This window comes from Paenibacillus sp. Leaf72, assembly GCF_001422685.1.
Lineage (GTDB): Bacteria > Bacillota > Bacilli > Paenibacillales > Paenibacillaceae > Pristimantibacillus.
Window position 1 is genome coordinate 1,939,427 of record NZ_LMLV01000001.1, and the last position, 12,606, is coordinate 1,952,032.

Genomic DNA, 12,606 nt, shown 5'->3' on the forward strand with positions numbered 1-12,606 from the left:
CCATGCTCCTTATGACAGAGGCCTGCTCCTTGCACAAAGAAAGACTTGGCGGACACAGCAGACGCTATTTCAACTGAATTATGGTTTTGCCATAAGCAGCGGACTCAGGAGCCGCTAATGCGCTGCAAATGGCTGTTTTGACGGGATAATGGGTAGGATAACGGCTTTCCAGTCCGCTTGCCCCCTAAAATCGCATTAAAAACCAAAATAGCGGAATCTCAGTCCTTCAAAAAAGGAGTACGCATCCTGAGCGACTCGATCTCGGCCATAATCTCAGCAGGCCGACTCCAGATTGCTTACACTCCCTAGTTCTTGCACTTCATCTTTCATCTTTCATCTTTCATCTTTCATCTTTCATCTTTAGGTTCACGGGGTGTTCTTCCCCGCTAGAACCCCCATGGTTTTAATGTTCTTTAAAACCCTTGCGGTGAAAGGGGAGCGGAGCGTTCGCTTAAAGCTTTCCATAGGAAAGCAGCTTCGGAAGCATAATCCCCTGCCCTTGGAATTGTACCGCTGAGCGGTTTATTCAACAATTCCAAGGGCAATGGCGATCGTAAGCCAAACCTTTCACGCCGCGCAGCTCCACCCTTCACCCATCCGTTTTACAAAAACCAAAACCATCTAAACAATATATTCGATAAAAATCGTCTTATCGATCTGCTGCAAAGGAATCGTCAACCGCTCCCCGCTCTTGACCTCCAGACCGCCGCTGGCATCAACCGCACGTCCGGATTTCTCCACCGTACACGGCGAGCCGTTGCGAAGGACTAGGCGGTCGCTGTTGCCCGGCACGAATATGAGCTTCTCCGTCTCCTTCAGCTCCGGTGCCAGCTGCAGCAGCTGATGCAGCGAGAATTTGCCCCGGAAGGCATTCAGCTTCTTATACTGCGGGAACGTTTTGTCGCCCGTATTTTCATCGCGAATCTCGATGACCATCTGGCCGACAAAGCCGCGCCGCGCCTGCTTCAGGTAACGCATGATGAAAAAGGCAGCGGCCAGCAGCGCAATCAGCACAAGCGCTCCAATAATGACCGGAATGAGCGGGAATGGCTTATCGCTTTCCGCCGCAGTCCCAGTGCCTGTGCCCGCCGAAGCGCTGCCTTTAGCACTAATTTTTACGACAGCTGTTTCACGATAGAAGCTAGCTTCTTCCGCGCGAACCATGAGCTCATAATCATGTTTGTCTGCCACCTTATAAGTGCCTTCAAAATGATCGCCCGCATTGTTCAGCTGAACTTCATCTGTATTACCCGTATCCAAATCATTGACGTACAGAACCGCCTTCATGTTGCGGTATTGCTCCTGATCGCTCAGCTTATTCCCGCCGCTTACCAGATAAGCGTTAATCGGGATGCTGTCCCCTTTGCTGTATGACGAGCTTGGCAGCTTATCCATCTCCAGCGCCAGATCATAGTTGAAAATAAGATTGATATCAATTTTGTCGCGATCCGCGCCCTTCACTTGAAGCGTCCAATCACCCTCCTCCGGCTTCAACAGCTTCATGAGGGAGTACGTTTTGGACGTCGAGAGCAGCACCTGATCGCTCGGAATAGCTATTTTGTTGCCGGATGGATCAATCAGCCTCGCCTCTACCTGCTTGGAGGACATAATGGATATATTCGCTTCGAGCACGTTGCTGTTCGGCACTGTGATTTTGACATCCTGATAGTTGCCGTCAGCTGTAAAAGAATCGACAGGCACAACATTAAGCTGCAAATGGCTGGCGAAAATTTCACTCAGAATCTGCGGCAGGTCAGCCGCTGTATTCGTGGAAAACGACTTGCCGCCCGTTTGCTGCGACACGCTCTCAAGCGCCGCTTTATTCAGCTTGCCATCGGCATTCAGCCCAATCGTATAGACCGGATATCCTTTGCTGGTCGCTTCCTTGAGCGCAGCATCCATATCTGCATCCGAATCGGCCTGCGTACGGCCCGACTTCGAATTAAAATCATTGTTTCCATCCGCCAGCACGATGATCAGCGGCTCATGATCGGGGTCGGCCCCGTCATTCAAAATTTGGACCGCCTCTTTCACGCCGACAGCGATGTCGGTATAGGCCCCTCTTTTGAGCTGGTCAATGAATTGCTTGAGGTTCGTTTTATCGGCATCCGAGCTAATTTCGAGCAGTGCCTTCTCCCGCTGAATTTGATCGGTATAAGATACGATGCCCACCTGATCGCCCTTCTCGGACAGCATGTCGATGAACATCTTCATCGCCTCGTTGCCGATGCTGCCCGGATCGCTCGTGCTCATCGACTGGCTGACATCCAGTACTAGAACGGCGTCGATTTGCGAGCTCTGCGCGGCTGCATGTGCAGGAGCGGGAGCAAACCCGGCTAATGGAAGCAGCGTTATAAGAAATAACATGGTGAGGTAACGATATATTTGAATCATCTTTTGGCTCCTTCTCCACAAATTAAGCATATTGGTCCTTGTTGTCTTAATAATGATATACTGTCAGTATACCTGATAGAATCGCTTAAATCACTTCAAGCATAAGAGAGGACTCGCGCTTATGGTTACATACGTATGTCTAGGAATATTGTTTCTTTTCGTCTTGCTCCGGGGTATCCACTACTACAACCAGCGTAAAAAAGCACCTACGCCAGAGCAGCTTGATCAGCTTGCCTTAGCTATCTTTAAGAACAGCGATCGGGGGAACTCTTGATGAAAAAGATACCCGTGCAGCTGAATCCCTACATTAAAACACGACAAGCTTATGAAAAGCTTAAAATTTGCCGCAGCTGCGGCCGCTTCACGATACTGGGCGATAAAATATGCCCCTCCTGCGGAAAATCTTCCCTCATTAAACTGGAGAAAAAGGCGTCGTCGCTGCAACGAAGAGGTTTCGTAAAGGAAACTATTCTCATCCTTGCCCTTGTTGCCGCTGGAATATTCTTTTCAGAGTCGACTTTGCAGACGAGTCTTTGCGCTGCTGGCGGCGTAACGGCGCTCATCCTTCTATGGATGCTTCGCCGCAACACCAGCGCGGAACGGCGCAGCTACCAGTTAGGCAAGCTGCTGCAGCGCGAATCGTTTAAGCTTGTAGATGGGCTGCGGCTCGACCGCGAAGCGGCGATCGAGGTGTTCCATAACGACGAGAAGCAGCAAGCGTATGAAATGCTGCGCGAGATCGGCACGCTCGTCCGTACGGACCAAATTAAGGTAGAGCAAATTTTACTGCTGCAATCGTTCGTACTGCGCAAAGATATGGATCTGATGTTGGAGCCGCTGCTGCTCGACCATTTCAATCCGGACCTTGTCTTGTATATGGGCGAGCTAACCAAGCTGAAACGGGATTTGCTGAAGGAGAAGGCGTTCCGCTACGCCCTTATTCATGAAGCGCAAATTTTGCGCATGAAGGACGGCGAGCAAATTCTCGTCGGCATTGCCGGAGCAGCCGTGCGCTTGAAGCGCTACGTCATTTTATACCCGCATCTGGTTATGCGCTATGCGCGCAAGCTGCCGAAGGACCGCTTTCTGCGGCTCTACAATGTCATTCGCAATAACCCGCAGCATAACTGGGGAGCGCTTGGCACAGAAGTTTTCGAAATTTATAATGAAAAGTACAAATGGGACACTCAGTTTCAATAGAACGGCTCGTTGCAGCTGGACTGAAGCTGGAAAAACTTCCTTTTCTCTATACTACCTATTTTTAGGTGAAAAGAATAGCGCAAACCCAGCTTTTGCTGTCGAAAAACAGCTCTCTTCGTACGTTTGGACGCCCTAATGGCATAGGACTTGCCCAATTACGGGAGAAAGCGCGCTGGCTCGCGCGAGAGGGGCATTTTTCGGCAGTTTCACACTAGTTTTAGCGATTCGACACTACCTTTGTCACCCTAGCAGGGAGTACCTTATCCACAACGAATACTTTACAGCAAAGACGAATGAAACGAGGTGCTCGCTAATGAATCTGTTAAAAACGAAAGATGCTGCCAGACAGCTAGCTGTGAGCGAAACGACGATCAGACGCTGGGTTGCCCTTTTCCCTGCCTCCTTTAGCAAGGATATGTTCGGTCACTATATTTTCGATGAACCCGCTTTAGAGAAGCTGCAAAGCGTAAAGACGAAGCTGGAGGCGGGCGAGCTGCTTCATGAGATGACCTTGCCTGAGCTAGCTCAAACGGTTGGTGTCACGGGGCTGCAGCAAATGGCTGCCGGGGCTGCTGGTGCCGCCATTCCCTTCCCCGCTTTCAGCCCGGAAGAGACGAAGATCAAAATCGAATCCGCTTGGGATTTCAAAAATCCGCAGGAAGAGCTGGCAGAGCGCCTGGAGCGCATAGAAGGAACGCTGGCGCGCAAAGCGGACGAGGTCATTGGCGTGCAGCTGCTTCATCACCGCGAGGAGCTGGAGGAAATCCGCCAGACGCTCAATCAATTGGCGGCTTCCCTGTCGAGCATGCAGGAGCGTAATAAGCAGCTATCGTCGCTCGTATCCGTGCAGCCTGCCGCAGGAGGCATGGAGCGCAAGCCGCATAAAAAAAGAGCACTCTTCCGCCTGCCCTTCTCCTTCTTCTGAAAGGGGCGCCCGTCCGCCAACTCCTAAATTTCAAAAAAGCCAAGCCACCCTCTCCCATTGTGCAGGAAGAGAATAGCTTGGCTTTCATTTTTGTATAGTCCAGCTTTGTGCGTGGTCTGGCTCAGGAACTACAGCGTATTGACGAATCGCTCCAGCTCATTGGCTACTGCAAACAGGCTGGCCCGATTTTCAAATTCATCCCTCGTCTGCGGCAAAGGCAGCAGCTTATGATATTCGCGAACACCGCGCAGCATTTCATAAAAGTAATCGTAACGGTCTTCTCTCGAAGACTCAGCCTCGCCAACGTAGGCGCTGAGCAGCTCCATACATTCGCCAATCCGTTCGCCTTGCTCCAGCTGCGACGTAATTTGCGAAACAAGCGGCAGCAGACGCTCGAGCAAATCATATTGCTTGCGCTTCTGCTCAAAATATTGACGATAGCTCGGCCCCTTCTTGAGCGGCCTGTAATTTTCCGCATCGAGCTGGGCAATCTGGCTCGCCTTCCGCAGCACCGTTTCCAGCTGCAGCAGCTCATTGCCGTCCCACAGCGTATATCCCTTCTTCAAATACAAGGCATATTCCTTGAGAATGACGGCAATATAACGCTCTGTCTCCTGCTTGTAGCGGGTCATTTCCTTATCAATACTCGGCATGTAGCTGTTTACCAGCAGCGCAACGCCAAGGCCGATCACGACGACGAACAGCTCATTGAGCAAAAAAGAAACCTCGACCTTGCCATGGACAAATACATGCATCATAATAACCGCACTGCTGGCGATGCCTTCATGAATGCGCAGCTTCACGCAAAACGGAATAAACAGCAGCAGAACGACCAAGAAAGCATACGCATGGTAGCCGAGCAATTGAAACATGAGCATGGAGAAAAGCATGCCCGTCATGCAGGCAAGAAAGCGGCTGATGGCCGCCTGATTCGACTGGCGGCGGGACCGCTGAATGCACAGCAGCGTCAAAATACCCGCTGCCGTAAAGTTTTCCAGCTGCAAATAATGGGCGATTAAGATTGACAGGCTGACGCCAACTGCCGTCTTAATCGTCCGAAAACCGATTTTAATGACTTTCACCTGATTTCATTCCAGTTGTAGTGTATGCTCGAATCATAGCATACATCCGCAAATGTAGTAAAATCGCCCTTTGCTATCGGTTTATTGCTGATACGAGATGACTTTTTTAATAAATCCATGCATTTCCAAACCCGTTGCGTTCATCTGCTCAATAATCTCCATGAGATTGCTGACCAGCTTCGCTTGCTCTTGGGAAGATGAAGTAATTTCGGCAATTTCCGTCTCCATCAGCTTGATTGACTCCTGCACCAGCTTGAGCGACTGCTCAATTTGAGTAGTCGCTCCTTTCGTATCCACGGACAGCTTGCGAATTTCCGATGCCACTACGCCAAAGCCTGCTCCCGCTTCGCCTACACGCGCTGCTTCAATCGCCGCATTGAGCCCAAGCAAGTTGGTTTGCTCTGAGATTTCGCGGATAAAGCCTGCGACTTTATTGACATCGCGCGACTTTTCGACCGCTTCCTTCGTATTAATTAAAATTTCCTCGGATGTCGAGTTCAGCTGCTCCGAATGGGCAGCCAGATGCTGAACACCATCGAGCAATTTGCCATTAAAATGCTCCGTCTTATCCATAAGCTGTGCAAGCAGCTCTTGATTATCCATTTTGTAGGTGACGCACAAGCAAGCCTGCATTTCGCCCTGTTCATTTTTTATAGGCAAAAATAAGCAATCCAGCGGTACACCCGTTATCTCCTTCGGAATATGGGCTACCGTCTTCTCGTTGCCATTGTTCAAATCCTTATAGTTCTGATTAATCTCCAGCAAAGGGTCACCGGATTTATATCCAAGCTTGAATGGGTCCTCTGAATCAAAATAAACAAAGGTTTTCTCATCAATGATGGATAATGAAACATTTTCACGAATCATTTGTCGAATGTAAGGCATGGCTTCAATCAGAGCTTGAACGGTAGTCATAGTTTCCCATTTCCCCTTTATTAAAAACGTTATACTATAATATCGACAGCAAGGTTAATTTTATGGAGTGTTAATTCACAATAATTCTAGCGTACTATTTTATGAAGGACTTCTGATTTGATATAAGGGAAGGTCGAATAAAAAAAAGACATAGCGCTTCACTGAAGAAGCCTATGTCTCTATATTCATTACACTTCCAAAACCTCAACCTTAACCCACTTCTCTGTCGCATGGCTTTTCAAAATAGCATCCGTCGTGCTCATCGAAATATGCCCATCCAAAAACGTTGCGAAAGGCGGCTCTTCGCCGCTTAGATGCTTGCCGTCGCGAATATACGCATAGAAATGCTGCATCATGTTCTTGATGGCATCCGGCCAGCCTTCATTATGGCCCCCCGGATGATGAATCGAGGAACGGGCGTCTGCCGCAAAAAGCGCCGGATCAGCCATCAGTACCTCATTCGCCTTGTCCCGGTAGCCAATCCACAGCTTTTCTGCCTCCTCCTGATTCCAGAAGGTCGATTTCTCCGTGCCATTCAGCTCAAAGCTGAGGCGGTTTTTGCGTCCCGCGCTCACTTGCGAAACCGAGAAGGCCCCCTTCGTGCCGTCGGTAAAACGGAGCAGCACGGTCGCATAGTCTTCCGTATCAATCGCTACATCTTCATATTCCGCGTTATCTCCCTGCTTCTGGTACGTTTCGGAGGCTTGCTTCGCCTTCTTCCGTACCGGATGCACGGTCGAGAAATCGGCGAATACCGCGTCTATCTTTTTCCCTGTGACATATTTAATTAAATCGCACCAATGCGAGCCTATATCCGCTATCGCTCTGGATCTGCCGCCGATCTCCGAGGACATCCGCCAGTTATAATCCGTTTCGTACAGCAGCCAGTCCTGCAAGTAGCTGCCGTGAACCAAATTGACTTTGCCTAAATCGCCGTCCCTTACCATCGATGCAAGCTGTTGAATGATTGGAAACTGGCGATAATTGAAATTAATGCCGTGGACGATGCCTTTTTCCTTCGCGAGCCGCAGCAGCTCTACCGATTCCTCGCTTGAAATGGCCAGCGGTTTTTCCGACAGCACATGCTTGCCCGCTTCAATCGCTTCCTTCGTAATCTGATAATGCAAATGGTTCGGCGTACAGTTATGAATCGCCTGAATATCGGGATTTCTCAGCATGTCCCGGTAATCGCCATAAGCGAGCGGCACACCCAGCTCCCGTGCCTTTTTCTCTGATGAGCTCTGGTCCGAGCCGGAAACCGCTACTACCTCTACAAAGCCAAGCCTTCGGCAGGCCTCAATATGCGCGGGGCCAATAAAACCGGCTCCAATTACGCCTACTTTTATTTTTTCCACTTTCTTCACCAACCCGTTAGTCTAATGGAAGAAGCTTAATTTCTGGTAAGCGCTTTCGCTATCCTAATCCTGATTCCCTTTCAGTGTAGCGCTCGCCTCGCCTTTCGTCAACGTGCACCCAGCAGGGCAACTGTACCGATTCATTCCAACAACATAAAAAAACAGCTGCCGGGAAAAATCCCGAACAGCTGTCTTTAATCCCTTGCGGGCATTTAGTCCGTTTTAAAGCCTACAGCTTTACAACGTTCTCGGCTTGCGGTCCACGGTTACCTTGAACCACGTTGAATTCAACTTGTTGACCTTCGTCCAAAGTTTTGAATCCGTCGCCAGTGATTGCACTGAAATGTACGAATACATCGTTTCCGCCTTCAACTTCGATGAAACCAAAGCCTTTTTCAGCGTTAAACCATTTAACTGTTCCTGTTTGCATAAGAGCACCTCCTTCTTTATAAAACATGACCCCTTTATTTCGTTAAAAATAAAAAAATCACATATGGTAGCAGGCTATAACCTCAAAAACCATAACCTTCTATCATATGTGAATTCAGGTCTAATTTTTATTACCCTTATCATACCACAACTGTTTGGAAAACACCAGCGCAAATGTAAGCGATTAAAATAAAGCGCGGAAACCGCCGCTTTATTCGGCTTTTTCCCGGCTCTCCTGGTCATGAATATGCCGCTTCATCAATAAGATAGTTCCATGCTGTACCAGTCAAACGAGGACTGATTGCTTCCATAATAAAAATAAAGGAGATTAGTAAAAATGAAGCGACTGCTCTTATCCTACCCGCTAAGTGTGCATACTCCTGTGTATAAGGATAATCCCCCTGTTGAGATCGTTCAGCAGTTCAGCATCCAAAAAGGCGATCTGTTTAATCAATTTATGATAAAAACGATTAATCATAGCGGCACCCACATCGACGGCCCCTGGCACTTCAATCCACAAGGCAAAAAGCTGAGCGAGCTTCCTATAGACAATTTTGTGTTTCATCATGTGACTGTCCTCGATATTCCAAAAACCGATGACGAGCTGATTACTAAAGCAGATCTTGAGCCCTTTGCCCATCAGATCGCTGGCACAGATTTGCTGCTCATACGTACAGGGTTCGGGAAAATCCGCACTTCCGACCCTGTTCGCTACGGCAATCATAATCCGGGTTTTTCAGCTTCTGCTGCTAATTACTTAATGGTATTTGATTCCTTGCGAGCCGTAGGCATGGATTTCATTTCCTCTGCCTCACCGCTGCATATGGATGAAGGCATCGCTTTCCACCAAACCATGCTTGGAAAAGACCGGGTGGACGGAAGGTTCATCCTGCTGATCGAGGATATGAACTTAAATCATAATTTGTCCAATGTGGGCGTCGTTTACGCGGTGCCTTTGTTTATTGAAGGAGTCGACAGCAGCCTTGCTACAGTTTTCGCAGAGAAACGCTATTAAACGTAGTTTAACTCATAAAAAGAAAACCATAGCCGAGCACCTATTGGCCCCTTATGGGCAAATGGTTCGTTTTCTCTAATTTTACAAATACATTTAACGATCATATACGGCTTGGGCTTTAATGACCAGGCCGTGTTTATATATGCAGACTCGCTCTTGTTATGTCTAAAAATACGACAAAAAAAGACCGCTGGGCATTGCCCAGCAGTCTTCAGGAACCATATTCCACTTGCCTGCATATCTTTTGATGCATACACGTTTGTTTTCAATAAGCTTAGCTTTTCATCGAATTGAGCTGCGATTCGCCTTGATACAGCTCCTTGAGCATGCTTTGATAAAAGTTGTGCTCTTGGCCGCTCAAGCCTTCCCGGTTATTTTTAAGGATGAATGAGTTCAGGTGTCGTTTCAGAATTTCGTTTCGGCGTCCCAACATCTTCTTGTAAGTCAAGTGAGTAACCTCCATTTTGTTCTCCCAGGCGATTGGGTTTCTTTAAGTATAGCGGACTTTGCCCCCTGTATAAAATCCGGTCAGACCGCCTCAGTCCGGATAATTGGGGCTCAGCCACTCTCTCACAGGCTCATGGAAGGCATCCAGAAACATCCTGCCATATTCTCCCGATAACGTACCAACCCAGCTCAAGCGGCCTAAATGGCCTGCCTACTAAAGCTCGATTGAGTTTCAGGAGAAATCAGGGAAATCGCATACAATTTGAAATAAGACGCTGGATTGTCTATAGTTAAGGCAGAGAAATTAGCGTGAACGACTTTCGCCGTCCTCTGGCGGCAAAGCTAACGTTTCGCGGTGAAATATGAGCCCCTTATAAGTGTGATACTTATAAAAGCTTATATTTTTAAAAATTGTAAGTACGTTGCTTAAGGAGGCCGTGATGAAGTCGTTTTTGTTACGATGGTGGCATGTATTGGGCGTTTCAACCATTTATATACAAGGATTGATTTACTTATGGATTGGGAGAAATGCAGGTGCCATTGAAACCGTCCATTACAATTATTATTGGATTGACGTGAAAATTCCTTTCCTCTCCTGGTTTGTCTTTCCTTATATGAGCTGGATGCCTGTCATGTATTTGGCGTTTATCTACTTTGCAATTGTTGACCGCAAAATCTATTGGCGTGTTCTAGCTGCCTACAATATTGCCGTTATGGGCTGCAATGTGATTTTTCTCATGTTCGCTACGTATGTACCGCGTCCCGACATTGAACCAAGCAATTTGGCGTTGACGCTGGTTCAATTTATATATAACAATGATGCTCCGCTGAATTGCTTCCCAAGCGTGCATTGCCTCACCAGTTATTTGCTGTTCATTACGATCAACCGCGATCTTAAGCTAAGCAACGTTTCCCGGATCTCTTGGAGCGTGCTCATGTGGCTGATTATAGCCTCTACCGTATTCATTAAGCAGCATTCCCTGCTCGATGTCGTTGGCGGCATTCTCGTCGCCGAGGTTACGTATCAGCTCGTTCGCCTGGCAGTTAACCGCTTCTACGTGCGCAAGAAGCAATATGTCAGCAGCAAGGCGATGTGATAGGGCAGAAGTAAACAAAGAAGACTCCAAAACCACTGTATAAGTGGAGCTGGAGTCTTCTTTTCTTACGATTAAGCCTCTGCACGGCTATCCAATGACGATCGGAAGCGATATCGGGGATGCTCGGGGAGCATGGCAGCAAGCAGTTGTTTCACGGCCCTGTGAGTGGATGCGAAAACTTGATCCTTATCATCGCACATCTCGATCACCCGCCCATGCTCCATCACCGCCAGCTTATCCGATATCGAATAGGCCGCTTTAATATCATGCGTAATAAACACGTACGAAAGCCCAAAATCCGCCCTCAGCTCGCTTAGCAAACTCAAAATATGCGTTTGATTCACCATATCGAGGCTGCTGACCGATTCATCTAGTACAATCAGCTTTGGCTTCAAGGCAATCGCTCTCGCGATATTAATGCGCTGCAGCTGTCCTCCGCTAAATTGATTCGGGTATTTCTGCATATCATCTGGCTTCAGGCCGACCCGTTCGAGCAGCCCGCCAATCGTTCGTTTTTGCTCCTGTACGGACAGCCGCTCATAGTTCTCCAATGGCTCGCCAATGATCTGCTGCGCTGTCGCACGCGGGTTGACCGATGAATAACAGTCCTGAAACACCACTTGCAAATCCCGACGCAATGATCTGCGGGTAGCTGCATCCGACCGGTAAAGATCATGCCCTTGAAAAAGAATCTGACCGGCTTGCGGCTTTTCCAATCCGAGAATCACTTTGCCTAATGTGCTTTTTCCCGCACCGCTCGTCCCAAGCAGACCGAGGCATTCGCCTTCCTCCAGAGCAAGAGAGACGCCTGAGAGCACGGGGGCACGCTTAGCAGAACGCCATAGCAGCCTCGTCTCACCATAGGTGTGGGTGACTTCCTTTACCTGCAGCAGCATACGCTACCCCCTGTTTTCAAAATATCCGCTCAGATGGTCAGGCAGCTTCGGTCTGGCATTCAGCAGCTTTTTCGTATACGGATGCTGCGGATGATCAAACAATTGAAACACATCTGCCTTTTCTACGATTCGTCCCTGCTGCATCACAGCAACCTCATCGGCCAATTCAGAGATGACCCCTAAGTCATGGGAAATGAGCAAAATTGACGTGCCATGCTCCACTCGAAGGCGATCCAGCTCTCTCAGCACCTGCAATTGGTTCACAACATCCAGCGCTGTAGTCGGTTCATCGGCAATGACGACAGCGGGACGCAGACACATGCATATCGCAATCATGACCCTTTGCAGCATGCCACCGCTGAGCTGGAAAGGATACAATTTCAACAGCTTGGCGGGATCGGGCAAGTTCATCGCCTCCATCGCGGTGACGGCCAACTCGACAGCTTGTTTTTTCGTAAGGGCGGTATGTGTACGAATCGTTTCAATGAAAGGAACGCCAATCGAATATACCGGCGTAAAAGCATTCATTGGATTTTGCATAATGAAAGAAATTTCTTTGCCCCGTATTTGCCGCATGTCCTCCGCCTTCAGACCATTCAGCTCGCGGCCATTCAATTGAATGCTGCCTTCGACAGTCGTATGCTTCGGGTCCAGAAGCTGCAGCAGGGAATTGCAGGTAACCGACTTGCCGCTGCCGCTCTCGCCCACAAGGCCAAGCACACGGCCGTGCTCAATATCAAAATGAATATCCTCGATCAGGGAAAGCATCCCTTGCTCCGACTTTACTTTCACATGCAGGCCGCTTACTTGCAGCACCTTGCGAGATTTTTCCAACATGGGCCTCATTCCTA

Annotated in this window: 11 protein-coding genes; 4 read left to right on the forward strand and 7 right to left on the reverse strand. The window is 48.7% G+C overall.

Annotated features, from left to right (window positions below):
• Positions 1 to 621: 621 nt before the first annotated feature.
• Entirely contained in the window at positions 622 to 2,394 is a 1,773-nt protein-coding gene (locus tag ASF12_RS08270; RefSeq protein ID WP_155972878.1) for a vWA domain-containing protein, read from the reverse strand.
• 273 nt (positions 2,395 to 2,667) lie between these two features.
• Here ASF12_RS08270 and ASF12_RS08275 point away from each other — a divergent pair, with 273 nt between their 5' ends.
• Positions 2,668 to 3,594, forward strand: a complete 927-nt coding sequence (locus ASF12_RS08275) for a hypothetical protein (RefSeq protein WP_081418675.1) — start codon at positions 2,668 to 2,670, stop codon at positions 3,592 to 3,594.
• A 313-nt stretch (positions 3,595 to 3,907) separates the two neighbouring features.
• On the forward strand, positions 3,908 to 4,519 hold the full coding sequence (locus ASF12_RS08280; RefSeq protein ID WP_056032071.1) for a hypothetical protein: 612 nt from the start codon (positions 3,908 to 3,910) through the stop codon (positions 4,517 to 4,519).
• A 128-nt stretch (positions 4,520 to 4,647) separates the two neighbouring features.
• On the opposite strand, the gene ASF12_RS08285 is transcribed toward ASF12_RS08280, so the two are convergent.
• The 4 genes from ASF12_RS08285 to ASF12_RS08300 form a co-directional block, all read right to left on the reverse strand.
• The gene (locus ASF12_RS08285; RefSeq protein WP_081418676.1) at positions 4,648 to 5,601 is read right to left on the reverse strand and encodes an aromatic acid exporter family protein; all 954 of its coding nucleotides are present in this window, start codon (positions 5,599 to 5,601) and stop codon (positions 4,648 to 4,650) included.
• A gap of 81 nt (positions 5,602 to 5,682) precedes the next feature.
• Positions 5,683 to 6,516 carry a methyl-accepting chemotaxis protein gene (locus tag ASF12_RS08290; protein WP_056032074.1) on the reverse strand — a complete coding sequence of 278 codons (834 nt, stop codon included), beginning with the start codon at positions 6,514 to 6,516 and terminating at the stop codon, positions 5,683 to 5,685.
• Between the two features lie 188 nt (positions 6,517 to 6,704).
• Positions 6,705 to 7,871, reverse strand: coding sequence for a Gfo/Idh/MocA family protein (locus ASF12_RS08295; RefSeq protein WP_056032077.1), 1,167 nt, complete (start codon positions 7,869 to 7,871; stop codon positions 6,705 to 6,707).
• Positions 7,872 to 8,100: 229 nt separating this feature from the next.
• A complete protein-coding gene (locus ASF12_RS08300) occupies positions 8,101 to 8,301 on the reverse strand; it encodes a cold-shock protein (RefSeq protein ID WP_046231731.1) in 201 nt (66 codons plus the stop codon).
• Between the two features lie 336 nt (positions 8,302 to 8,637).
• Between ASF12_RS08300 and ASF12_RS08305 the strand changes: the two genes are divergently transcribed.
• Together ASF12_RS08305 and ASF12_RS08310 are read left to right on the forward strand one after the other, a co-directional pair.
• On the forward strand, positions 8,638 to 9,315 hold the full coding sequence (locus ASF12_RS08305; protein WP_056032080.1) for a cyclase family protein: 678 nt from the start codon (positions 8,638 to 8,640) through the stop codon (positions 9,313 to 9,315).
• Positions 9,316 to 10,202: 887 nt separating this feature from the next.
• Positions 10,203 to 10,859 (forward strand): phosphatase PAP2 family protein, encoded by a 657-nt coding sequence (locus tag ASF12_RS08310; protein WP_056032083.1) that lies wholly within the window; start codon positions 10,203 to 10,205, stop codon positions 10,857 to 10,859.
• Positions 10,860 to 10,930: 71 nt separating this feature from the next.
• Here the strand turns inward: ASF12_RS08310 and nikE are convergent, their stop codons facing one another.
• On the reverse strand, positions 10,931 to 11,755 hold the full coding sequence (gene nikE, locus ASF12_RS08315; protein ID WP_056032086.1) for a nickel import ATP-binding protein NikE: 825 nt from the start codon (positions 11,753 to 11,755) through the stop codon (positions 10,931 to 10,933).
• A gap of 3 nt (positions 11,756 to 11,758) precedes the next feature.
• A complete protein-coding gene (nikD, locus tag ASF12_RS08320; protein WP_056032089.1) occupies positions 11,759 to 12,592 on the reverse strand; it encodes a nickel import ATP-binding protein NikD in 834 nt (277 codons plus the stop codon).
• Positions 12,593 to 12,606 lie beyond the last annotated feature (14 nt).